The organism is Crocinitomicaceae bacterium, from assembly GCA_016708105.1.
Taxonomy (GTDB): domain Bacteria; phylum Bacteroidota; class Bacteroidia; order Flavobacteriales_D; family Crocinitomicaceae; genus JADJGJ01.
Genome location: JADJGJ010000006.1, coordinates 1 through 21,554, shown reverse-complemented (window position 1 = coordinate 21,554; position 21,554 = coordinate 1). Strand labels below are relative to the sequence as shown.

Annotated in this window: 19 protein-coding genes and 5 pseudogenes; 13 read left to right on the top strand and 11 right to left on the bottom strand. The window is 37.3% G+C overall.

Going from position 1 to position 21,554, the window contains the following annotated elements; genetic code table 11:
* The first annotated feature begins 2,127 nt into the window (after positions 1-2,127).
* From IPH66_18105 to IPH66_18095, 3 genes are all read left to right on the top strand, one after another.
* On the top strand, positions 2,128-2,463 hold the full coding sequence (locus IPH66_18105; protein ID MBK7131246.1) for a hypothetical protein: 336 nt from the start codon (positions 2,128-2,130) through the stop codon (positions 2,461-2,463).
* Between the two features lie 582 nt (positions 2,464-3,045).
* Positions 3,046-3,147 (top strand): response regulator transcription factor, encoded by a 102-nt coding sequence (locus tag IPH66_18100; GenBank protein ID MBK7131245.1) that lies wholly within the window; start codon positions 3,046-3,048, stop codon positions 3,145-3,147.
* A 150-nt stretch (positions 3,148-3,297) separates the two neighbouring features.
* Positions 3,298-3,519, top strand: coding sequence for a response regulator transcription factor (locus IPH66_18095; GenBank protein ID MBK7131244.1), 222 nt, complete (start codon positions 3,298-3,300; stop codon positions 3,517-3,519).
* 184 nt (positions 3,520-3,703) lie between these two features.
* On the opposite strand, the gene IPH66_18090 is transcribed toward IPH66_18095, so the two are convergent.
* From IPH66_18090 to IPH66_18065, 6 genes are all read right to left on the bottom strand, one after another.
* Complete coding sequence (locus IPH66_18090) at positions 3,704-4,027, bottom strand: hypothetical protein (GenBank protein ID MBK7131243.1); 324 nt, start codon at positions 4,025-4,027, stop codon at positions 3,704-3,706.
* A gap of 396 nt (positions 4,028-4,423) precedes the next feature.
* Positions 4,424-4,609, bottom strand: coding sequence for a helix-turn-helix transcriptional regulator (locus IPH66_18085; protein ID MBK7131242.1), 186 nt, complete (start codon positions 4,607-4,609; stop codon positions 4,424-4,426).
* Between the two features lie 45 nt (positions 4,610-4,654).
* Positions 4,655-5,047: a hypothetical protein gene (locus IPH66_18080; GenBank protein ID MBK7131241.1), complete on the bottom strand. Its 393-nt coding sequence runs from the start codon at positions 5,045-5,047 to the stop codon at positions 4,655-4,657.
* On the bottom strand, positions 5,044-5,448 hold the full coding sequence (locus IPH66_18075) for an ATP-binding cassette domain-containing protein (protein ID MBK7131240.1): 405 nt from the start codon (positions 5,446-5,448) through the stop codon (positions 5,044-5,046). The genes IPH66_18080 and IPH66_18075 overlap by 4 nt, the downstream gene beginning before the upstream one ends.
* A complete protein-coding gene (locus IPH66_18070; GenBank protein MBK7131239.1) occupies positions 5,403-5,552 on the bottom strand; it encodes an ATP-binding cassette domain-containing protein in 150 nt (49 codons plus the stop codon). Before IPH66_18070 ends, IPH66_18075 begins: the two co-directional genes overlap by 46 nt.
* A 37-nt stretch (positions 5,553-5,589) precedes the next feature.
* The gene (locus tag IPH66_18065; protein ID MBK7131238.1) at positions 5,590-5,745 is read right to left on the bottom strand and encodes a hypothetical protein; all 156 of its coding nucleotides are present in this window, start codon (positions 5,743-5,745) and stop codon (positions 5,590-5,592) included.
* Between the two features lie 303 nt (positions 5,746-6,048).
* Between IPH66_18065 and IPH66_18060 the strand changes: the two genes are divergently transcribed.
* Both IPH66_18060 and IPH66_18055 read left to right on the top strand, forming a co-directional pair.
* Positions 6,049-6,321 carry a hypothetical protein gene (locus IPH66_18060; GenBank protein ID MBK7131237.1) on the top strand — a complete coding sequence of 91 codons (273 nt, stop codon included), beginning with the start codon at positions 6,049-6,051 and terminating at the stop codon, positions 6,319-6,321.
* Positions 6,302-6,781 carry a paraquat-inducible protein A gene (locus tag IPH66_18055; GenBank protein ID MBK7131236.1) on the top strand — a complete coding sequence of 160 codons (480 nt, stop codon included), beginning with the start codon at positions 6,302-6,304 and terminating at the stop codon, positions 6,779-6,781. The genes IPH66_18060 and IPH66_18055 overlap by 20 nt, the downstream gene beginning before the upstream one ends.
* 79 nt (positions 6,782-6,860) lie before the next feature.
* On the opposite strand, the gene IPH66_18050 is transcribed toward IPH66_18055, so the two are convergent.
* The 4 genes from IPH66_18050 to IPH66_18035 all read right to left on the bottom strand — a co-directional run bounded on the left by IPH66_18050 (position 6,861) and on the right by IPH66_18035 (position 9,217).
* Positions 6,861-7,385 (bottom strand): hypothetical protein, encoded by a 525-nt coding sequence (locus IPH66_18050; protein MBK7131235.1) that lies wholly within the window; start codon positions 7,383-7,385, stop codon positions 6,861-6,863.
* On the bottom strand, positions 7,336-7,905 hold the full coding sequence (locus tag IPH66_18045) for a hypothetical protein (GenBank protein ID MBK7131234.1): 570 nt from the start codon (positions 7,903-7,905) through the stop codon (positions 7,336-7,338). Before IPH66_18045 ends, IPH66_18050 begins: the two co-directional genes overlap by 50 nt.
* Positions 7,906-8,081: 176 nt before the next feature.
* On the bottom strand, positions 8,082-8,465 hold the full coding sequence (locus tag IPH66_18040) for a hypothetical protein (GenBank protein ID MBK7131233.1): 384 nt from the start codon (positions 8,463-8,465) through the stop codon (positions 8,082-8,084).
* Between the two features lie 470 nt (positions 8,466-8,935).
* On the bottom strand, positions 8,936-9,217 hold the full coding sequence (locus IPH66_18035) for a hypothetical protein (GenBank protein MBK7131232.1): 282 nt from the start codon (positions 9,215-9,217) through the stop codon (positions 8,936-8,938).
* A 127-nt stretch (positions 9,218-9,344) separates the two neighbouring features.
* On the opposite strand from IPH66_18035, the pseudogene IPH66_18030 reads away from it, so the two are divergent.
* From IPH66_18030 to IPH66_18000, 7 genes and pseudogenes are all read left to right on the top strand, one after another.
* Positions 9,345-10,108, top strand: a pseudogene (locus IPH66_18030) (N-acetylmuramoyl-L-alanine amidase).
* Between the two features lie 533 nt (positions 10,109-10,641).
* Positions 10,642-10,866, top strand: a complete 225-nt coding sequence (locus tag IPH66_18025; GenBank protein ID MBK7131231.1) for an MCE family protein — start codon at positions 10,642-10,644, stop codon at positions 10,864-10,866.
* Positions 10,848-11,141 (top strand): hypothetical protein, encoded by a 294-nt coding sequence (locus IPH66_18020; protein ID MBK7131230.1) that lies wholly within the window; start codon positions 10,848-10,850, stop codon positions 11,139-11,141. Before IPH66_18025 ends, IPH66_18020 begins: the two co-directional genes overlap by 19 nt.
* 14 nt (positions 11,142-11,155) lie before the next feature.
* Entirely contained in the window at positions 11,156-11,587 is a 432-nt protein-coding gene (locus IPH66_18015; protein MBK7131229.1) for a hypothetical protein, read from the top strand.
* 18 nt (positions 11,588-11,605) lie between these two features.
* Positions 11,606-12,879: pseudogene (locus IPH66_18010) on the top strand (4Fe-4S dicluster domain-containing protein).
* Positions 12,880-13,295: 416 nt separating this feature from the next.
* Positions 13,296-13,685: pseudogene (locus IPH66_18005) on the top strand (phosphoheptose isomerase).
* A gap of 3 nt (positions 13,686-13,688) precedes the next feature.
* A pseudogene (locus tag IPH66_18000) lies at positions 13,689-14,424 on the top strand ((Fe-S)-binding protein).
* 403 nt (positions 14,425-14,827) lie between these two features.
* Here the strand turns inward: IPH66_18000 and IPH66_17995 are convergent.
* Positions 14,828-16,331: pseudogene (locus IPH66_17995) on the bottom strand (ATP-binding cassette domain-containing protein).
* A gap of 3,040 nt (positions 16,332-19,371) precedes the next feature.
* On the opposite strand from IPH66_17995, the gene IPH66_17990 reads away from it, so the two are divergent.
* On the top strand, positions 19,372-19,686 hold the full coding sequence (locus tag IPH66_17990; protein MBK7131228.1) for a hypothetical protein: 315 nt from the start codon (positions 19,372-19,374) through the stop codon (positions 19,684-19,686).
* The last annotated feature ends 1,868 nt before the right edge of the window (positions 19,687-21,554 follow it).

Genomic DNA, 21,554 nt, shown 5'->3' with positions numbered 1-21,554 from the left:
TTCTACTTCTTCAGCCCCGGCAACATTTGACTTCAAGATGTTATGTTTTAGGTAAAACAAAATCAGCATGTGCAGATGCGCTACCATCAGTGCGTGAACATTTTACCAGTTTGTGCATCTGTTGCAAACAAACTAATTTTTCAGGTGAGAACTTGGCAAAGCACCCCACTCATTACCGGGCGCAATCTATCATTTCCGGTTGCAAACACTTCGCTTCTTTTCAATTGCTTTGCAATCAATCTACCTTTTACCAACAGTTGGCCGCATTTTTCAATTCGGGTGATTTTGGAAAGTCATCTCCGTTTTGCCCAACTAGTTTATATTTTCCGTAGTCTGATGAAATTTCAATTCCAAACGTAGCGGTCATCAAAACGCTGCGGGCTGATCAGAGAAATTTTTCAATGTATCAATCAATAGTTTTATGGGGAACAGCAATTTTACCATCTTGTTTAGCTTCACTAGGGTCTACGGTTGTTTTCATCGTGTTCTCCATATCTGATGCAGATATCGTAAGTCTCCTTGCTCAGTTCAAACAAGAAATTGTCAAGAATAGGCAATGAATTAGTGCTACTTATGTTCGTCATTACGCCTGTAAATTTTGGCAATGCAGAACTTGAGATAATGTGAACGTTAGTGATATCTTTTTTTTTTTGAAAGACAAATATACTTCTTTGATAAGACGGTCGCCTCAGTCACCTGCACACTGGTATTTATCAACATGAAAAATAATCTGTTCAAAACTCTATTAAAGCCTGTGTTTATAAAGTTTTGAAGAAAAGGATCTCTTTGAAGAAAGTTTATGCTGTTAAAAACTTTTTTTCAGGCTGACAAAAAGAAGTAATTTTCTACAAACCCACTAACCTTGAAACGGAGTAAAACCGGCTTAGCATTAATTTTATTGCTGCTCTCCAGCTGAGTAACTTTGGTCGCGCCTCAGATTTATAGCGAACAGATGAGGCTCAAGCTCATTTTGCTGAACTTGAACAGCTGAATGAACAATTGCGCAGTGATCCACGGCATTTCACTGAAGGATATAATCAGTTACTGAAAATTTCAACGGCAAAGTGATAGTGCTTTACCGAGTTTTTTACGTTCTACAAGGGTCATATCATTTTATCTGAGTGCAAAGACAGTGCAGTGGCAGTATTATTTTGATCAGCTGCTTTGATTGGTGAATCAGATTGCAATAAGCCGCATTGAAATCACTCGCAAAAGTGAGACGTGTCTTTGTGATGAATATGAAAAATCAGCCCTGAACTGGCAAGACAAATGGAAGAAATTTTTAAGTTGTCGTTGATTAGAAACAACCATCAACATGATATATAGTTTGAATGGTCTTGACTTTTCTATAGCCGTACGGAGGAAGCAGCGGAGAAAGTCTGCTTTGTCACACCTGGCTTTATCAGCTTTCTCAATCCGGCAATCCTAAATTTGGAGAGGCATTTCAGCTCAATAATCTCGGTCTGCTTAAGCTGGAGTCTGGCTTTCGAAAGATTCGGCTTACACCGACTTAAGGAGAGGGTTGGAGTATTTCTAAAGACTTGAAAATGATACATTGGAATGTCACCCGCGTGAAAATCTGGATATTATTACATGGAGCATGACTCATTCCCCCGCTAAGGTGGAGGCAGAGTTTTATTATTGTTTAAAATTGGAGAAGATCGTGGATTCAGGATTTGGAGTTGTCTTCTCTTACTAATCTAGCTGGGCTTGCTTCGAAGCCAAAGAAAATTATTTCAGAGCAGATTTCATACCAACAAGCACTCATCATTGCTAAAGCTAAACGGATGTTCATGCTGTTTCTCCTATCTATTTAGGCAAAGTTCAGGTCTACACTGAGCAACAACGTTTGAGAGTGAGGCTCTTTCTCTGCTTGATTCAAGCCTGGCGTATGCTGAGCTTTCTTCTCACTCCAATATCAGACTTGCTTATATTTACAACTGAAATCTTCATTGTATGAGGCAATGGGTAATACGCAGTTGGCATTTGATTTCCGAGTAAAGATTTTAAATCTCTCCAAGATTCAGTTGAAGAAACGCGCTATTACCGGGGAAAGAGAAGAAATGCAACTTCAATTTAATTCTTAAAAAGAGAAATCAGCAACTGAGAGAACGCAACAAATTAGTATTGCAACTCAAACAACAAGAACTGGATATGGCGCAGTTCAGGCAACGTTTATTTTTTATAATTGCTGTGTTTGTTTTGATTTTGTCTGCTATTCTCATTTACTATTATCGGCAGAAACAAAAAAGTGAACGAGAATTTTCTCATACCATCGTCAATAAATTGGAAGAGGAGAGAGGACGCATTGCTCGCGATTTGCATGATGGTATTGGACAAAGTTTGATCATACTTAAAATAAAGTCAACAAAGGAACTGACAGTAATGAATGATCACTCACAAATTGATCAAAACTTTAGTGATTTGATTGAAGAAATTCCGCGCTTATATCTAGATCATTGATTCCGCCTGAACTCAAACGGCTGGGTTTAAAAAGCCATTGAAAACAGATTGACTGAAGTTGAAATACCTCTGATTATTTATCACCACTGAGTTGAAGATTTGGATAAATTGCAAACTGAACTCGCATCAAAGTTTGCGTATTTATAGAATAATTGTGGAATTAACCACTAATACAATCAAACATTCAGAGGTAACTCAGCTTAAAATTGAAGCCATTCTGGATGATAATGAGCTTTACCATAATTTATCAAGATAATGGTAAAGGATTTGATAAAGAAAAATGGAAATCAAGTGATTCTTCTGTTGGATTAAGAAGTATACAACAAAATTTTGAATTACCTCCATGGAACAATTAAATTTGGAAAGCCTAAAAAGGTTTTAAAGCAGTAATGAAAAAATAGAATTAAAATAGCATTTTGGTTAGACTGTTGCTTGTAGATGATCACCTGATTTTTCGTAAAGGTCTTGCTGCTTGATCAGCGATTCCATTCAGACTGTGAAATTTTGAAGCGGTAGATGGGAATGCAGCTTTACAAATACGCTGTCTGAAAATGTGTTGATATTGGTGTTTTGGATATTGATATGCCTGAAAAATCGGGAATTGATGTGCTTGATTTTATTCAAGAACAACAGCTTCAGGTAAAGCCTGTTATTCTCACCATGCACATTGATGAACTTTTTTAATGAAGCTTTTGATCGTGGTGCCAAAGGTTCTTATTCTCAAAGAAGATTCGTCTCTGGAAATCAGTGGACTGCATTGAAAATGTATTAAAAATCGATTTTGTCAGTAAAAACTTCTACATTTTTAGACAATCGCCGAAATTTTACTCAAAAATGGGAGCCATTCGTGAGGCTCTTTCTTCATTGACAAAAGCTGAATTGAATACGCCCAGATTGGTTTCTGAAACTAAAAGTTCAAAAGAAATTGCCGAATTACTTTTTGTGACTGAAAAATCAGAGAAAATTACCGAAGTCGTATCTGTAAAATTAAATCTCTACAGAGGAAGTAATACACTTCATAAATGGACAGTTTCAAACCGTGACCTGATTAAGTGAGTTTGAAACGGGTGCAATAGGCAATAACAACAATTTGGTCAGGTTGTTATGAATAAAACTCAAAGTTTGGCTTGCTGAGGGATACCCTCAATTCATTTAAAACGGTTGGAACCGATTAAAACAGTCGTAAATTGGGCTAAGATTTTAGAATAAACGGTTGTTTAGTAGTTTTTTCAGCCGAAGTTTAGTTTGGAAATTCTTGGGTGGTTTGCAGTACCCACCTGAGGAAAGAACAGTTGGATAGCAAAAACCAAACTTGGAGAAAGGGCATTCTTGAATGCTCTTTGTTTGTTTTATCTTTTCGAATATAAATATTCTTGAGATGCTTTACTTCAGCTTGCAAATCCAGAATGGCGCGTGAGTTCACTTTCTTGAATGCAGAAACCGGCATGTCAGACGAGATGTAGTTGACAAATTTCCAAATTTCCAGAATTTTAGTTGCGTGCACTTCATAGGGTGAATAAAGTGGATTGGTACTACATAATTGAAAAACTCTGATTGTCTTCAAGTCTTTTATACAAAACCTTAAAAACAATTCCATCATCTTCGGTTATTACGATATATGGATAGCCGTCTTTATATTGTTCCAATTCTCAACATATTCAGCAATGACAAAACTTCCGTCTGATACCGGGGCATTGAATCTCCTTTGATTGGAAAGGTTCTGTACTTTCGTCTTTTAAGAAATGGCAGCTGAAATGTAGGCAATACACTGATGTATTCAGGATCAGCATAACCGGCAGTGTAACCTGCGCGTGCTTTTCTGAAATCAATTCAATGTTGTCATTATTGTCACGATCAACGGATGTTGCAATAATGCGTAAATGTTTTCCTTCAATGTCAACATCAATTCCGCGTTCTATTTTATCCCAGTCTTTTTCTGATATTCTGCTTTAAATCTCGCTTAACAAACTTGTCTAAAAGACATGTCATAATATGCTGATATTTTAATCAGTGTTTCAATGCTGGGCTCTGCTATTCCATTTTCATATCCACTGTATGTGGAACGCGTTAGTCCTAGTTCTGTGGCTATTTCTTCTTGCGATACGCCTCTGCGTTTACGCAATAATTTCAGATTATCTCCAATCATATCAAGATGAATTACTCGTCAAAGATATAAAAATATTCTGAAATATTAATCAACAAATTGAATTGGCTGAATGTAGAGGTGTTTAACGCCGGATACATCATGCTGAGAAAATATTTTAACTCGCCTGTTTGACGAGATAAATGTATATTCTTTATACCAACCTAAATCAAGAGTAGATTTCAGGCTGACCTGAATTTTTTTTGTACAAATTTTATTTTTTACCTCGCTGAAAATTCCCGGCCTGAAATAAAATTCTTCTTTCTCATTTTTTATGTGATTGAGTTCACCAAAAAATTCAGCCTCAGTTTTATTTGTTGGGTGATTAAAAAAATCAGAAGGTTTGTCAATGCGTCTTATTTTTCCTTTGCGAATAAAGATTATTCTATCTGCCCATTCCATAGCCTCAATACCGTTGTGGGTTACTAGAATTGCGCTCATGTTATTTTTCTCAAATAGCTGCGGACGTGCTGTTCAATTTTTTGTTTGTTTTGAAAATCAAGTTGATTAAATGGTTCATCGAGCAAAAGTAATTCGGGTTCATCGGCAAGCGCACGGGCAATGGCTAGTCGCTGTTGTTGACCACCTGAAAGGTCATCTGCTTTTAAATTGTGATACGTGTTGAGTCCGGTTAGTTTGAGTAAAGTATCTATACGAAGTATGCGATATGATTCATCAAATCGGCTTAGTTTTAGTCGCACATTTTCTTCTACTGTATGGTATTTATCTAAGGCAAAATCTTGATTGACGAGTTTGATTTCATGGTGCCCCGGAACTAATTTGTGCAAGGCGTCTTTCAGGTGTTGATCTTTGTAACGTATTTCACCTGATTGAACAGGCAGTAACCTGCGAGTGCTTTCATCAAGGTGGTTTTGCCGTCTCCGCTTGCTCCAAGTATTACTATGATTTCACCCGCAGTTAATGAAAAGCTGACCTTGTTGATTATTTTTTTGTTCCGTACGACAAGGTTAGATTTTTTACATTCAGAATTTCCATGTGATAAATTTACGTTTTACGATCATCAATAAATGTCCTTTTGATTTGAATTGATAAACAGGATGTGTTTGATAACCATCATCTTTTATTGGTGCAGTGTATACATAACTTAACTTGCTTTGATGCATGATTGTTTGCACCATGGTCTTTTTTTATACCTTAGTGGGTGTGATGGTTGTTTGTCAATGCCGCTATTGCTAACTCATATTGACATAATCAATAATAAGTCAGACATGAAAAAATTTACATTTCTCTTTGTTTCATTCATCATTTTGTTTAGCATTGTGGTTTATTTCACCTTTAGTATCTCTGAAAATTTATCTAAATATCATGATAAGAAAAGTGAAATATCCAAGGAGTTGAATTTTGAGAATCGCCTAATGAATGCCTGGGAGTGGGTGCCTTTAATACTATTGGGCAAGAAAAGGTAGAGACGTGGAGAGCTCTTGAAATATCAGCGTCATATTATTACAAGAAAAGCGTGTATTTACGGTTATATTTTAGGTGGCGTAGTTTTATTGTTTACTTGTGCTAATTTGCTTTATTACCGCAAGCGTGATCACAAACTTCAGATATATGGTTTAGTGATGGTTTTCTCAGCGCTCTCATTTTTATATCTTGGTTTACAATCTCCTTTTCTTGAAATTGAAGCGTACAATGCTGATTTAGCTTTTGACATTCCGCTTGATGTAAACACTAATGAAATTCCTTTTGGGTGAGTTAGACTTGGGTGGATATCATTATGAACTCAATCAGGTTTTTGAAGGTCGCATCTATTATTTGTATCAAAATAAATCTGTTTTACAACTGATCAAATTACTTTACACCGGAGGTAATTTTCTAGTAGCAATTTGTGTCATATTATTCTCCATTGTTTTTCCATTAGTTAAGTTATTTTCATCTATGATTATTTTCATGAATCCTCATTCTAAATCATCTCATAAGTTAACGCCGGCAATTGTTTATTTAGGAAAATGGAGTATGGCAGATGTATTTATTTCAGCCATGTTTTTAGCCGTATTTTCTTTCACAAACATGAATGAAGGTATTGATACCGGAGCCAGCACACTGATTGGAATGTACTTTTTTTTAAGTTTTGTTATCCTTTCAATTCTCTCAGGCTTTGTATTGAAAAAACTAGTACAAAAGAAAAAAGAAGCTACTCTAGATTATGTTTAGAAAAAGAATGGCGGCTTGTTGTACTCCAACTTAATATCCTGAAACATGGAAGCTTTGATGTTGACTCTGAATAAAAAATTCACCTGATGATCTTCCCAAGCACCATATTGAAACTATAAAGACTGGCTTCCCAGCAATGTAGGTCACGCCAAATACCAAAATCATAGGTTGGAATTAACGGGTCGTCTCCTTTTGCTTGCAAATCAAAACTGATTCCAAAATCAAACTTCCATTTTTTATTGATGCTGAAATCGCCGTCTGCGCGAATGGTTTGAATGAGTTCAAGAGTATCCGTTAAAATACCGCCTGACAGCATGGATAAACGGGAATATTTAAAATTATAAGACAAATTCAACTGCCAAGGCAATTCAAAATCTGGTTTGCTCTCTTTGGGGTTTGTGTCATTTGAACTTGTTTCACCTGATTGTTTTTGTTTTTTACTACCGGTTGCACTGGTGAAATTTGCATTCACTGTTGCAGTGGCTGTTTTAAATCGGCCTAAGCCTTGTCCATTTTGCCATGCGTATGCAGTTAAATCTTTTCCGCTGAATGTGTTAAACGCATATGGACTTAAAAGCAGCAGCGCTCTGAAAACTGAATACATTCAAAAATTTTGCAGTTCTGAATGCAAAAGCAAAATTAGATAAATTAAAAGAGTCTCTGAAAATATCATAAGACCCGTTGATTGAAAATGCATCAACCAGTTTGAATGATTTGAATGTTTCATTGATAGAATCTTTTTTGTCAAGCATTTTCATTTCTAATGTGTTAGCAAGGCCGAATGAAATAATTCCTGATTGACCAAATCCTTGCTCTCTGTATAAACTGGTTTGAAAAGGCGAATAATATTTTGTGTTACCTAAAGTGTCATATTGAATCTCTTCATACAAACCAATATCAGGCCTGAAACTAAAACTAAGATTTGGTGAAGCCACATGCCTGAATTTCATTTCTCTTTTTCCAAGCATTTTATAATAACCGTAAAAGTTAGTATTTAAGCCTGCATTGAATGAGAGGGTTCTTGATGATTTAAATCCCTCAAATGAAACGGTATCAATTTTTTCAGATCCCGGATTCCACGTATTTTTCTCGTATTGAAAATTCCATATTTCAGCGTAGTTCACACTAGGTGTTAACATCATTCTTCCGCCAAAAGACGCATGTTTGACTGCACTGTGGTGGCGTGTTGTACCCCATTTAATACATAATCATTCACCAAATAGAATTGTCCTGCGTTGAAAATACTATCAGGGGCAGCAATGTAATTTTTGCGTTGAGAGCATAAGTTACTTTGATGTTTTCATACCATTTTTTTCCAATCGGATTTTGCGCAGCACTCTAAATCAAACATGTTGACAGAAAAATTGTAGGTAGGTAGTTCAATGATATAGTTTTTTGATTGTGAATTCTGTTGCAATGATGTTTTTAATCCCATGGTTCCGCTGAACTGATTTGTTTTCCATCTTTTGGTTATATTGATTGCTGAGTTAAACTGGTTATCAAAATATTCTGGATTGATTGCTTCTAACGTGGTTTTACCGTTGTTGTCTGATTTGAAATTGATGTCTGCGCTAAATTTTAAGCTGGGGTGCGCTTTGGCATCTTGGGTGTGTCGCCAATTGAATGTCCATTTTTCAGCAACCAGGGTATCATAAAATTTGCCTCTGAATTGTTCAAATTTCAATCCTATCGTTCCATTGTATTTGTACTTTTGTAGTAGTTTGAAATATTTTGAATACCAAATCTTCCGGTAGTGAAAAGTGTTGCATAAAAATACGTTTCCCAATAATCACCTAACGGAATGTAGTATCCGAAATCTTGTAAACCAAAACCGTATGCATCAGTATTGGCAATACGCGGAATAATAATTCCATGTTTTTAGATTCAGAATTAGGAAAATCCAAAAGGTGCGGCAAGCGGCATTGGTACTTTGAATAATTTCATGTACACCGGTCCGGTGACAATTGTTCATCAGGCACTATCATGGCGCGTTAATTGAAAGTGGTAGTGAGGAGTGTCTGCATCACAGGTAGTGAATTTTCCATCTTTCAGGTGTACCGTTTCGTCAGGATGAATTTTTGATTCAGCCATGTGGATATAGCCTTCTCCCTGCTGACCTCTAATTTCTTTTACGTAACCCTTTTTGTGTTGAAATTATATACTTGATAAATCACAATGGCTTTCTTCTGCACCCATGGTAAATGTAGGTTTACCGACAGGTACACCGGCGGAATCCAAGGTAAAAGTGGCCAATACTTCACCATGTACAAGATCTATTTCAATGAAATCAGCGCGCAATACAATATCTTCATACGTTACATTGGCATCTCCATATAATCGTATGATTTGTGCAGGTATGTCAGCAACAATGGAATCTCGGGCGCTGTATTCAACACCTGATGATGGTGCTTGTGAAAACAGCAGGGTAGTGCTCAAAGTCCCGATTATCAACAGAACAGAATGGATAACTAAGGATGTGGCACGTTGTATCACCCTGCGTTTTGGTCTTAACTTTGTTAGGGTGAAGTATAATTTATACGCAAATCTATCAATTTTATAAAAGATGATTTCAATACTGCATAACTTGAAAGGTCAGATAATATTGTGTTTTCTGATGATAATTGCTGCAGCCTCGTCTGCACAAACCACGGATGCTCTTGCGGGTTAAACACTGTGGTTATCGATGCCGGACATGGAGGTAAAGATCCGGGATGCCATGGAGCAAGTACCAATGAAAATCAGTAACACTGGACATTGCGCTTAAACTAGGGGCGTATATCAAAGAGGCATTCCCTAAAGTAAAAGTTATTTTTACCAGAGAGACTGACGTATTTGTAGAATTAGAAGAGCGTGCTCAAATTGCTAATCGCAACAATGCCGATCTTTTTATTTGCATTCATGCTAACGCAGGCGGCCCCACTGCCTTTGGTGTTGAAACCTACGTACTTGGTTTGCACAAAACTGAAGCACAACGACAAGTGGCAGAACGTGAAAACGCAACCATTGAATTGGAAGAAGATGGCGGACAGAAGTATAAAGATTTTGATATGACACCGGATGCCATCATTGCAAGACAATTACAACTCAGTGTTTTTCTTGATCATAGTATTGTTTTGCGACCAAATTACAAGAACAGTTTGTGAAAATTGGTCGCAGTGACCGTGGTGTGAGACAAGCAGGATTTTTGGTATTGTACCGCACTACCATGCCGAGTGTATTAATTGAAACCGGTTTTTTAACCAATGCTGACGAAGAAAATTTCTGGCTGATCCTGCTAGTCAAGAGAAAATGGCAAAATCAATTTTTGAAGCCTTCAAAGAATATAAAGTTTATTATGAGGCAGGAATGACCGAAACGGAAAAGATTCTACAACCACGAATACAACAATTACCTTGGACAAAGAAAATTTGGAATACTGAGTCAGATGTAAAAGCAGATGAAATTATTTACCGAGTACAAATCGAAACGTCACAAACAAAACTAGAACTCACGGATGCCCGCTTCAAAGGTATGATCGTTTTTATGTATGAAGATAAGGGTTTGTACAAATATACAGTGGGTGCTTTTCGAGATGCTGATTCAGCCAACGCGCTCAAAAAAGAAATGCGTACAGCTGGTTTTGAATATGCATTTGTTGTCACACTAAAAGGTAATCAGCGTGTTAATCTTTAGTTGGTAATAATTCGCCCTGTTGGCAAGGAATACGTTTTTTACACTAATTTAGCAGACAGAAAACAACGCCGGTTCCCGCAAAGAAAACCGGTTAACCTAAAAACATGAGGGTTTCAAAAGAATTTAAGGTAGGGCTCCTAGTGGTACTCGGACTTCTGCTTCTTTTGTTGGCGTTAACTTTTTGAAAGGTGGCGTTATTTTGGAAAAGCCGTGAATTTTACGCTGTGTTCAATAACTCAGCCGGATTAAAACAGTCTAATGAAGTTAAGCTCAGCGGTTTTAAAATTGGTCAAGTTGAAGAAGTGGGTCTGCATCCTGATAATCCAACGCTCATTCTTGTTAAATTTTCTATTGAAGATGATGAGCTGCAAATTCTAAATCATCTGAAGCTTGGTTGGCAACTGATCTGTTAGGAACCGCATCTATTGATTTAAGACTCGATACCAATTTCATGGCTGTGCATGATTATTACCAAGATGGTGATACCATAATTTCTAACATTACCATGTCTATTGAAGATCAAATTCAAGAACAACTTTTACCCCTGAAACAAAAAACAGAAGAGTTGATTGGCTCAGTTGAAGGAATCATCGTATCTGTCAATGCCTTCTGGGATACTAGTGCTGCTTATACTATTGATGAAAGTTTATACGAAGTGCGTGATGCTATTGAACATTTAGTGAACTAGCAAATAATCTGAGTTTGCTCATTTCAAAAGAAACTGAAGTGGTTGGTAAAATTTTGGATGATGTACATAATATTACAGGCAACCTAGCTGATAAATCTGATCAGATTTCTAATACTATTGATAATATCTCTGCAATATCTGACACGCTTGCTGATTCTGATATTAAATCCGTAATTCTTGAAACCAAAACTACATTGACTGAACTGAATGGGGTTCTCTCTATGGTGAACTCCGGTGAAGGAACTGTTGGTGCTTTATTACACAGTGATAGTTTGTATAATGCATTGATTTCAACCAATGAATCAGTTCAACATTTGCTGGATGATATGGTGGCCAATCCAAATAAATATGTTCATTTCAGCTTATTCGGCAGAAAAGTAAAAGGTGTTCAACTCACCGCAGAAGAAGAGAAAAAACTACGTGATTGGTTGAGCCAACCTCATTAAGAATTAAATCATTTCATCATGGGTATTGCAAATATTATATTCGCTCTGTTGTTCATCGGAGCGGCAATTCTTTTTACTATCAATGTTCGCAAAATTTTGTTCAATATACGTTTGGGAAAAGACGTAAACCGAACTGATAATAAAAGTGAACGCATGCGAACCATGATTCGGGTGGCGCTGGGTCAATCAAAATGACATCGCGACCATTTGCTGCTTTTACATATTATCGTTTACGCAGGATTTATATTGGTCAATCTTGGAGATGCTTGAAATTTTATTGATGGATTTGTAGGTACGCATCGTGTGTTACAACCTTTGTTGGGGAATTTTTATTTCGTGATGGTAAACTTTTTTGAAATTCTTGCCGCAGCAGTTGCACTTGCATGTATCGTGTTTTTAGTGCGCCGAAATTTCAAAGCCGTCAAAAGATTTCAGGGACCTGATTTAAGAGGATGGGCGTTTAAAGACGGTAACATTATTCTCATCACTGAAGTATTGATGATGAGTGCTCTTTTGATCATGAATGCCGCCGATGTACAAGGTGGGTTTAATTTCAGTTATCTGAAACCCCCTCTTACCTGAGAATCATAATGCACTGCATATAATTGAACAAACAGCTTGGTGGTTCCATGTGGTTGGTGTATTTGCTTTCTTGAACTATTTGCCTTTTTCAAAACACCTTCATATCATCTGGGCATTTCCGAACACGTATTTTTCAAATTTGTTGCCGAAGGGTAAATTAACCAACATGGAAAGTGTAACCCGTGAAGTGAAATTGATGCTTGATCCGTCTGCAGATCCTTATGCGGCGCAACCGGCTACTGAAGCGGCTCCTCAACGTTTTGGCGCAAAAGATGTTACTGATCTTACCTGGGTAAATATCATGAACGCCTATACCTGCACTGAATGTGGAAGATGCACTTCATCTTGTCCGGCAAATATCACGGGTAAAAAATTATCACCACGCAAAATCATGATGGATGTGCGTGACCGTGTTGAAGAATTAGGTAAGGCAAAACAAAAACGGCATTGAATTCCATGATGGAAAATTTTTACTTGGAGATTATATCACAGACGAAGACGGTGTGGGTTTGTACTAGTTGTAACGCATGTGCAAGAGTGTCCGTGAATATTGATCCGCTGTCTATTATCATTGATTTGAGAAGATATCTGTGATGGAAGAATCAAAATTGCCAGCTGAATTGGCAGGGATGGCAACCAATATTGAAAATAATCAGGCGCCTTGGCAGTTCTCTCCCGCCGACAGATTTAACTGGGCAAACGAAGCGTAAATATGAAAGTAATTTTTTTCTCGATAACAGTTTTTATTTTTCAATTCTCTTTCGCGCGCAGTCATGCATTGATTTTATTTTGTTGACCAATAAAAGATACTTTGTTGACGAATACAACAAATAAATTTGAAATTCAAACAAGCTATAAACTTTCAAAGTAGTATCTCTCATAGGAAAAGGGGTGCAGATAGTTTATGATAAAAACAAAAAATATCAGGTTACTGTTATTGCAGAAAATTCTAAAACGGTTGACATTGTGCTGCAATATCGAAAGTCAAAAATGAAACAATCACGTTTGTTTATCCTTTTATTGTTTGGAAAGAGTAATTAGACAGGAATGAAAATCAGCTATGAAAAAAACTTGACGATAATAAACTGATTGAAAAACAGTTGATGGCGCAAAGGTTTCGCCCTGCTTGCCTGAGCACTGTAAAAACTACTTGATTGATATTGACGGGAACAATTGGAGATGATATTCCGAATGAAGAACCGGAGCGTATGGTGACTGCAGCGGCATATCCTGATGCTTTGCGAATTTGCAATAAATGGTTTGATGAGGGGCATATCATAACTTTTTTCACATCACGAACTGAAGAGCATAGAAAAGTAACTGAAGAATGGTTAGCGAAACACGGGTTTAAATATCATGGAATGCTAATGGGTAAACCGCGTGGAGGAAATTATCATTGGATTGATAACCATATTGTGAGAGCCACCAGATTTGAAGGAAAATTACAGATCTCATTGAAATAGATTCTAAAATTCAGGTATTTAAAAATAGTATTGATCAACAAAACAAGAATTAAGCTATGAGTAAAGTTGAAGTAAAAACAATGGCACAAATGATGGCTGAAGGTCAGACACCCGATATTTTATTTTGGGTTAGTTAAAGCCGGAAGTTTTGATGACAGAGCTAAAAAATTACCAAAGCCATTGTGAAAAATTCTGAACCATTGCAATATTAAATTTGCGGTGTTGGGCACTGAAGAATCTTGCACCGGAGATCCTGCTAAACGCGGGAAATGAGTTTTATTTCAGATGCAGGCCATGATGAATATTCAAGTTTTGAATGGTTATGAAATTAAAAAAAATTGTGACGGCATGTCCGCATTGTTTTAATACTTTGAAAATGAATATCCTGAGTTGTGGGCATTATGAGGTAGTTCATCACACACAATTGCTTGAAGATTTATTCAAACAAGGTAAAATTACTATTCAGGGGAGGAGGCACCTTCAAAGGGAAAAAAATAACTTTTCATGATCCTTGTTATTTGGGTCGCGCTTAACGAGGTGTATGAAGCACCCGTGGAAGTACTTAAAAATTAGATGCAGAATTAGTGGAGATGAAACGCTGTCGTGAACGTGGTTTGTGTTGCGGTGCCGGCGGAGCGCAAATGTTCAAAGAATTTGAAAAAGGCAACAAAGAAATCAACGTGGAACGTACTGAAGATGCCTTGGAAACTAAATCAGAATTTATTGCAACAGGATGCCCCATTCTGGCAATACCATGATGACTGATGGAGTGAGTAAATTTCCAATACTTAAGAAAATGAGATCAAAGTGATGGACATCGCTGAAATGATTGCCCAAGCTGTTGATTTGTAGTTCTATTTTTTTGGACAACCTCCAAAATTTTCCTTGCGCTTGTATTTTCTCCAACAATCTTTTTTGCTGTTTTCTTGGCGTCATCGCCGTACGCATGGCTCTATGGACATAAATCGGTTAGCATCTGAATTAATTGCGCTTTCATCTTGACAAAGATATTTATTTAAACCAATTCTAAGCAATACTCAAAACGGTATTAATACCAGTTTGTTCTTGAGTCAAAGGAACAGCTAATTGTCGTGCAGCAATTACTATCCATGATAAACGTCAAAATTTCCACCTCACAGAAATTAGAAAAATGACATCAAGAAAGATGTATTTATATCATGAAGCATCTCTTCAGCTAGCATTTGAATTTTTCATCTGCCAGATAATCATCGTACGACATGAGTTTATCCGGGAATCCTGTTGGAGTCAATTCAACAATGCGGTTTGGCAACTTGGTTTGAACAAACTCGTGGTCATGGGATGTAAACAGGATAGTTCCCGGAATTTAATCAGCGCATTATTGAAAGCTGTGATTGATCCAAGGTCCAAGTGATTGGTTGGTTCATCCAGTATAAGCAGATTCCCTTTTCCAAACATCATGCGTGAAATCATACATCTTACTTTTTCACCTCCTGACAATACCCGTACTTTTTTGAGTGCTTCTTCACCTGAAAAAAGCATTCTACCTAAAAATCCACGCAGATATACTTCTTCTTTTCCTCATCTCAGTAACCGCATACTGTCGCAGCCATTCAACCAATGTCAATTCACTGTTGAAGTAATGGAGTTATCATTGGGTAAATAAGTAGGCTTTATTGTAGATCCATAACTGAACAGAACCGGTATCAGGTTGTTTCTCATTCATCAAAACCTGAAACAGATTTAATAGCCAACTGTTTTGAGATGAAAGCTATTTTATCTCCTTTGTTGACATTGAGGTAGAAATCTTTGAAAAGCATTTCACCATCCACTGATTTGGTCAGTTTTTCAATGTGCAGAATCTGATCACCTGCTTCACGTTCCTGCTCATAAATGATACCCGGATATTTTCTGCTGGACGCTTTTAATTCTTCAATCGGTAATTTGTCAAGCAATTTTCTTCTGCTTGTTGCCTGTTTGGATTTAGAAGCATTGGCGCTGAAACGGGCAATAAATTCCTGCAGCTCTTTTCTCCAGTTTTTTGTTTTTATCTCCCTGTTGTTTCAGCACCAGCTGAGATGACTGATACCAGAACATATAGTTACCGGTAAACAAATTGATTTTTCCGAAATCTATATCACAGATATGCGTACAGACAGTGTCCAGAAAGTGACGGTCGTGAGAAACGACAATCACCGTATTTTTAAAATCCAAAAGAAAATCTTCCAGCCATGAAATGGTTTTAATGTCCAGGTCATTCGTTGGTTCATCGAGTACAAGTATATCCGGATTACCGAATAAAGCCTGTGCAAGCAAAACACGTACTTTGAGATCAGAAGGAATATCCTGCATCAATGTATAATGAACATCTTCCTTAATACCCAGATTACTCAACAGAAGCGGTGCATCCGTTTCAGCATTCCATCCGTCCATCTCAGCAAATTCAGCTTCCAGTTCTGATGCTCTCAAACCATCTGCTTCACTGAAATCAGGCTTTGCGTAAATTGCATCCTTTTCAGAAATTATTTTCCAGAGCGCATTATGGCCCATCATTACGGTATTCAAAACAGTATAATTATCAAATTCGTGATTCTGTTTCAAAACAGCCATGCGTTTGCCGGGTTCTAAAATACCTGACCGGTATTGCCTTCAATTTCTCCAATCAGAATTTTCAGAAAAGTAGATTTACCGGCACCATTGCTCCGATAACACCATAACAGGTTGCCCTGAACAAATTTGAGATTGACATCTCTAAAAAGAACTTTTTACCGTATGAGTGATAAATTACTTACTGAATCATTGATTTTAGTGTATTTGGAGGCGCAAAGGTAGGCGCTTTACCAGCCAAAAAACATCTTTTATCACAAAAAATTTTGTTTTATAGAAATCTGGTATATATTTGCACCATTAATTAATTAATTATTTAAGTAAGAAAAACCAAGTTATGAAATTAAGAACTTTATTAGTAGGAGCAGTAGCAGGATTGTTGTTGACTGCTTGCGGTGGAGGTTCAACTCCAAAAGACGTTACAGAATCTTTCGTAAAAGCATTAGCTGACGGAAAATGTGACGAAGCAAAGGAATGGCTGTTGAAACTGCATCAGAGAAAACGTACAAGGATCAATCGATGCTGGATGTACAAGTTCATATGCAACTGAAATCGTTTCTACTGAGTGCACAGAGTCAGGTGAAACTGCAAACTGTACTTGCAAAGAAAAAGAGATGGTATGGAAATGACTTTCAAATACGATCTTAAAAAGTTGATGGTGCTTGGAAAGTTTCTAACTACCAGAAAGATCTTGGAATGGATATGTAATATTCATCTCTTTAATCCAGCATTTTCAAAATCCGGGTCCGGGTTTCCGAGACGGGATTTTGTTTTATCAGGCAAATGCATCTGAATATTGTTGCCTACATTTGCTGGAAATTCATTTATTACCAAATTCAATTATTGAAGCTGATGCCCGGGAATACCCGTTATTTTTTGTAATATTTGTTGTTACGTTGTTCGTCCCTTGCAGTTGCTCAGGCCTCAGGTGAGTCTTAGTTTGGACATCTTTGATTTACCAAGTACTTCTGCGGTGGAGTACAAACATATCTCCCGCTCCAGTTTACCTGGATTCAATTTATCAGCAACAAAAACCAGGCGGATATAATAGGTGTCGTCGGTACTCTGACCGCTCTCAGCACATATCATGCAAAATACCGAAGAAGAATATTCACATTGCGGGTATTATTGTGAAAGAAGGTGATATTTGGAAAGTCATTCACTGGCTTGGTGTGGTTCATAGTAAGTGAACAAGAAGAAGATGGTGTACAAATTATGGACTCTAACTGAATTTTGTAAAACATGGTGCTGACTTCTATGCTATTTATTTGCTGACCAATTTTTGCTGATTCGTTTGAAACAAAAAATTCCTGAAAGAGCTTACCATTTCTTAAATCCTAGAAAATTTTGACTGGCTCTTATCCAGCATGTATCTAACTCGACGAATATTAATAAAGGGAATTGTTGTACTACATTTTCAAAGATGAAAATGATGGCAAAATGGGCCCATTGTGAGGAAAACATCGCAATATTACATTGCTGTTGTTTGCTACCTTTTTGATATGGCAATTCACGCCTATTTTCTTATTTGAAAGATGATAACAGAAGAGCAGCTGCATGCCGCCAATTTCGGGATTCTGTTGAGCATTTATTATTGCCAACCGTTGTTCAATAGGAATAGCCCATTCAAATCCGTCGGGGTAATAATACACGCGGCTAGCTTTTGAAAATCCGTCATGTAAATCACGCAAAATAAAAATGACCATTTTGCCGCATAAACCTGATTGGGCGGAATACCGTGCTCATCTGTAAATGTGATTTCTCATATTGGCAATCAACGTGGCATTGTGCTTTCCGTATCCTCCAAAATGCATATCTTTGTGATCAATCTCAAATCCTTCAATCTTAAGTTTGCTTCAGGAAATTCAATAGGACATAGATTTGAATTCTTCTTCGTTGAATATCATGAGATAGAAATTCAATTTCCTTCAGTGCAGACACAGTATTGATGATGCAACTGTTCAGTGAACCTTCCAGCAAACCCGCAGCAGTTGTGCCTGTACCCGCTGCGGGTGTATAAGTGGCAATCCGGGTGAAAGGCGCTTCTATGCATTATTTCAGAACAGCTCCCAGCACCGGGCGTTGTTTGCGCCACCTTTCTCAGGAACAATATATTAATGTTAAAAAAATAGCTTTGAGCTGTGCATGAAAATTCATCGTATCTTTTGGCTATGCTTGTCGGGCAACAAAGTGAAATTGCATCTTATATTTTCTGAAGCAGCACGGAAGTGTATCGTTGTTTTGTGCGTGTAATTCATCACCTCGGATATCCCCAATTGTTGGTACACCCAAGCGCAAGTTACCAAGGGTTGCTGTTGCGGCAATGTGATTGGAATAAGCAGTTCCTGGAAAGTAAGTGGTAACGCATGATAATTACCTGCTCCTTTGAATTTTCTTTAATATTGTATTTTAATTTTCTCCATTTACTGTCGGATAACTCAGCGTGAATCATGTCATCTTGTTTTACAAAACTGAAATATCTTGCTTCAACAAAACAGGCCATCTATTTTTTTGTGGTGGGAGTGGGGCTAAATTTCTTAATTCCTGCCATCTTGTTGTTTCTATGTTCATCAAATCAAATGAAAAATTTCTGCTTAAAGATAAAGGTTGATTCCCAATACAAACTATTTGTCTTCTTTTATTACGTTCCTATGGAAAGGTCATAATTGGCGGCTGAGATTATACCCATTGACCCGATCTGTATAATGCCCGCGAAGCGAAAGTGACAAGTTGGTTTTATTATTAATTTCCGGTGAACCAGCCCTCTTGTTCTTGTTAAAATGTTTCTAACATGGAAAACAAGAATCATGCTGGTTGATAAAATCATGTCAATTATTGGCGTTCCGGTTTCAACACATAAGTAATAAACCACTCCTTGAGTGGTAAAATCAAACGAAATGAGTGCTGCGCTGGCGCCAGAATTATGATTGATCAAACGTATCAGTATACAGTTTCAACACCTGACGGCACTTTATGAAATTTTGCTAGATGTAGCTTTGTGGCATTGCCATTATTGAAGTGCGTAAGTGTTTGGATACCAGTTGTTGCGCGATACATTGTAAATCAAAGGTGTGATGGTAGCCGTAGATTTTGACTTGATACCAGCTTTGTTATTTTTCTGAAGTGTTGTAGTGTCAACAACACTTCTGGCAGGTGAAAATTAACCAATCGGACATTAATCTTGGAGTACTAAAATTGAACAACAAAATTTCGGTATCAGGATATGCCTTATTTATTCAATCTCACGCCACTCAACCGTTGTTCACTTCAGATGCGGGTCCGGTGGGGTATATCGGAATCAGAATACGTGGTGTTGATCCAACACGAACCAATGTGACCACTACTAACGCCTGCAACGAGGCCGCAATCACACGGCATGCAGTGGTGAACATGCCTGACTTTGCATCATCTGCTGAGATGTTCAAATCTCAACGTGGTGCTGGCACATCATCAAATGCAGTGCGGTAAAATTTGGTAAAAGTATCATCATTAAAACGAACGAGGTAGAGAAAGCATCCGTAGCTTTGCGCAAATATCAGACTCATTTGGATCATTCAACACACTTTAAAACATGTACAAGTAGGTTCATAGCGTCATTGAATAACTAGCTCACAGCAGATGTGCCCCATTGTCTAGAATTTCATCTGATGGATATATTGACAGAGCAAGTTCAAAACTCTGCAAGCCCTTTTGATCTTCATCTGCGTGGTTAGGAAAAAATCTGGTCTCACGTGGTCGAAGCTTTATGCAGCAAAAGAAATTATGTAATTTGTGTGGTATGGAACGAGAACACCTGAAGTAGTATTAGAAGGAAACACATTCTCTAACGGCTCATTATTACACACTGCAAAGAGACATTTATATCTTGATTCGTAGTTCAGAGTATAAATCTTTTCACGCCGCCGCACATACAATTATTAATACTTGCTTAAAATTGGCAGACGATTACTGAAAACGCAATATTATCAATTACATTTTCTGAAAAAGCATTAACTCAAAAATTAATTTCAATTTAGCAGGTCATTATATAAAGAGTATTAGCACATGGCAATTTAACGTGGTGAAACCTTTGACTGATTATGGTTTCCGAATCCTGTTAAAATGTTCAACCGATACAATTTCAACCACTGATTTCCATCTGACGACGCGGGTTGAGATGGAACATTTCTTTTATGGCGCTGTTTTTCTTTGAATTCTATACTTGTTAACCTTTTGAAAAGGTATCCAAACTTACCTGGGGAGAAGGCAACCCATTATCTTGGAAAACATTTTGGAGAAATTATTTAAAATGAATATGCCAGCAAACGAGTGAAATTCGTGAGCGCTATTATGAAAGGGAGTCAAACAAAACAGATCTCAGTCTTATTTAGCAACCAACGCATGCATTAAAGCGGGGGCTTTGACGCAGATAAACAATTCTTAGCAAAATCATCATGTACTTGAAAGCTTGGTCTCATGCTAAATGGTGAACTGTTGGGGACAGATCGGTGGGTGAATTCAAAAATTCATCAAACCAAAACGGGCCCCATGTATGATTTCAATGATCGTCAATCAGCTTACTTGCCTTCGGAGAAGCACCTGAACCCGCGCGGGATGATTTTGTAAATAAAGGGCACCTGATTCTAGACCAAAGTAATAAAACCCAGTATGATATTGTCCGCGACGTTTCAGCGTTCCAGCTTACCTGTACCTGAATCAATTTACATGAATTATCAAAACGAATGATATTAACAGGAGCTATATCAATGATGCAGGCGCTTACGCCCGTACCAACGTGGATTAGTGTTATCGCACCTGCATTGAATCCCTAGTCGGATAGTATGATTTTAAATAATCTCAGCGTAAGCCAGGAAATTGTACTTTACAGTATAAACAAATAAAATTCCATCATCTCGCACTGAGTATTTTTAGATCATGACAACGGTGGTCAGGTGTTGTTACATTATGTACAAAACAGATATTGCATTTTCACCCAACTTTAATAATAGCTGCTATGTTGCGTTGAATATCTCTTCCAATAAAGTTTCTTGCGATTTTACCTTCACCGCGAAATACGTTGTAGATGTCAAACACCATCAATATTTTAGATATCACCATGAATTCTGATCGGGCCTATTAGAGCGCCCATCTGCAGTCAAATGTTGAATTTGCCATACCTGGTGCTAAAATTATTTGAAAAAAATCAGTTAGGTGTTCAACTGAATAATATTTTTAATGAATTATATGAAAAACAATGGATATACGTAATAGCCATTTATATTAAAATAAGGTAAAGGTTACTTAGAACTTACCTGTCAGCCGGCTTTAACTGGATGCCAAGATTTGTTATAAAATTT